Source organism: Endozoicomonas sp. SESOKO4 (assembly GCF_024606275.1).
The window spans coordinates 1-2,316 of sequence record NZ_JAHHPS010000429.1 but is presented as its reverse complement, the minus strand read 5'-3'; the positions used below and the strand labels follow the sequence as shown (position 1 = coordinate 2,316).

At 49.3% G+C, this 2,316-nt stretch carries 2 protein-coding genes; one reads left to right on the top strand and one right to left on the bottom strand.

Annotated elements, in window-relative coordinates; translation table 11 throughout:
• The coding region (locus KDK16_RS08585) for a hypothetical protein (protein WP_257275613.1) at window positions 1-357 on the top strand (357 nt) is incomplete at its 5' end.
• Here the strand turns inward: KDK16_RS08585 and mnmG are convergent.
• The gene (mnmG, locus tag KDK16_RS08580; protein WP_257275614.1) at window positions 332-2,206 is read right to left on the bottom strand and encodes a tRNA uridine-5-carboxymethylaminomethyl(34) synthesis enzyme MnmG; all 1,875 of its coding nucleotides are present in this window, start codon (window positions 2,204-2,206) and stop codon (window positions 332-334) included. The two genes, KDK16_RS08585 and mnmG, sit on opposite strands and share 26 nt — an antisense overlap.
• Window positions 2,207-2,316 lie beyond the last annotated feature (110 nt).

Genomic DNA, 2,316 nt, shown 5'->3' with positions numbered 1-2,316 from the left:
AAACGACTCTCACAGACTATTCTTGGCAGGCTCAAGTCAGGGGCTGATCTTTTCTCCGGTAAGCCATCAAAAACTGGATTAACCGTTAGAGAACAGACTCAGTTAATCACCGACTTCTCAGCATCGACTCTGAATATCAGGAAACCCGCTCTAATCGCTCAACCCGTTAAGCTCTACCCGCTGAGAAAAGACCGAATGGGACTGTGCAATCGTTTAAAAACAAAGCGCCAGTCTTTCCGAGAGCGGGCTCTGAAAAGGAAAAACCGATGCCCGAATCGAAACAGGCTTCATCTCTCAACTAGAAATTCAGGCCTGCATCAGTGGGCAAAAATCAGGCAACCATCGAACGTTTTTTAAGATGAATCAGTAGCAACGAGACCGCTGCAGGTGTCATCCCCTGAATACGGGAAGCCCTTCCCAGGGTTTCTGGCCTGTTATCAGCGAGTTTCTGCTTCAGCTCATTAGACAGGCCCTCAATCACACTGTAATCCAGAGTCTCAGGGATCTTTGTACCTTCGTAGCGACGCAGGCGATCAATCTCTTCTGTCTGACGATGGATATAGCCTTCGTATTTGGTAGCAATCTCAACCTGCTCACACACCTGAGGGTTTTCCTCCGGCTCACCGGAGAGTGAAGCAACATCCACATAAGTCAGCTCCGGACGACGCAGCAGTTCCTGCAAACTGTATTCACGACTGATGGGGTTGGAGAGCTTGCTATCGATTTTTGCCGAAGCTTCAGTCTTTGGATGAATGTAAGTGGTCCGCAGGCGTTCACTTTCCTTTTCTATTCGCTCTTTTTTGTCGCAGAAAGCCGACCAGCGCCTGTCATCCACCAGACCGAACTCACGACCTTTTTCTGTCAATCGCAAATCTGCATTATCTTCACGCAGAATCAGGCGATATTCCGCACGGCTGGTAAACATTCTATAAGGCTCACTGGTGCCATTAGTAATCAGGTCGTCTACCAGAACCCCAATGTAGGCTTCATCCCTGCGAGGACACCAGCTCTCCTTACCCTGAGCTCTCAAACCGGCATTCAAACCAGCCAGTAGTCCCTGGGCCGCGGCCTCTTCATAGCCCGTGGTGCCATTGATCTGTCCGGCAAAGAACAAACCATCTATTGCTTTTGTTTCAAGAGAATATTTCAGACCTCTTGGGTCAAAGTAATCGTATTCAATGGCATAACCCGGACGGGTAATGTGAGCATTTTCCAGACCGCGGATAGAACGCACCAGATTGACCTGAACGTCGAAGGGCAGACTAGTGGAAATACCATTGGGGTAAAGTTCATTGGTATTCAGGCCCTCTGGCTCGAGGAACACCTGATGTGATGACTTGTCTGCAAAACGGGTGATCTTGTCTTCAATGGAAGGGCAGTATCTTGGGCCAATGCCTTCAATCACCCCGGTAAACATGGGTGAACGATCAAGACCACCGCGAATGATCTCATGGGTCCGTTCGTTGGTATGAGTAATATAACAAGACACTTGACGTGGATGCTGTTCAAAAGAGCCCAGATACGACATAACCGGAACCGGTGTGTCACCCGGTTGCTCTTCCATCACCGAAAAATCAACAGAACGGGCGTCAATCCGGGCAGGCGTGCCTGTTTTCAGACGCTCAACGGCCAAATCAAGATCTCTCAATCGATTGGCCAAAGCGATGGAAGGAGGATCTCCTGCTCTGCCACCACTGTGATTTTCCAGACCAATATGAATTCGACCACCCAGGAAAGTCCCAGCGGTCAGAACGACATTAGTTGAAAGGAATCGGATACCCATGTTCGTCACAACACCAGTGACCTGACCCTGCTCTATCATCAGGTCATCAGCGGATTGCTGGAATATCCACAAATTGTCCTGATTTTCCAGAATATTCCGGATCGCTTCTTTATAGAGTGCTCGATCAGCCTGGGCTCGGGTAGCCCTGACAGCGGGACCTTTTCGCGCATTTAAAACCCTAAACTGAATACCTGCCAAATCCGTCGCCAGACCCATGGCTCCACCCAGGGCATCCACTTCTTTCACCAAGTGGCTCTTACCAATACCACCGATGGCAGGATTACATGACATCATCCCCAGAGTTTCGATGTTATGGGTCAACAAGAGTGTTTTAACACCCATGCGTGCAGAAGCGAGTGCGGCCTCTGTGCCCGCATGGCCACCACCTATCACTATCACATCAAACCGGGTTGGAAAATCCACTGCCAAGGTCACATCACCTTTATTCGTTAACAGGCCAGTAAAAAAGAGGCGGATTATACCTCAACTCTTTTGTCCACAACACGCATCCTTTTCATAACAGACGCTATTCA